Annotated in this window: 1 protein-coding gene; it reads left to right on the forward strand. The window is 43.4% G+C overall.

Annotation, left to right across the window (positions count from 1 at the left end; translation table 11 throughout):
- Positions 1–244 (forward strand): hypothetical protein (locus tag HMPREF2979_RS10095; protein WP_148132231.1); only part of this gene is annotated, 244 nt, incomplete at both ends.

Here is a 244-nt window from a genome sequence, read left to right on the forward strand (position 1 = left end):
AACTCCGAGTCAGCGTCAGTAAGTGAATCAATTTCAGAATCACAATCAGTCTCAAACTCCGAGTCAGCATCAACAAGTGAGTCAGTAAGCGAATCACAATCAGTCTCTAATTCCGAGTCAGCGTCAGTAAGTGAATCAGTCTCAGAATCACAATCCGTGTCTAACTCAGAATCAGCCTCAGAGAGTGCATCAGTGTCTGAATCACAGTCTGTTTCAAACTCAGAATCAGCGTCAGAAAGTGCAT

The organism is Streptococcus sp. HMSC078H12, assembly GCF_001814615.1.
Lineage (GTDB): Bacteria > Bacillota > Bacilli > Lactobacillales > Streptococcaceae > Streptococcus > Streptococcus salivarius_F.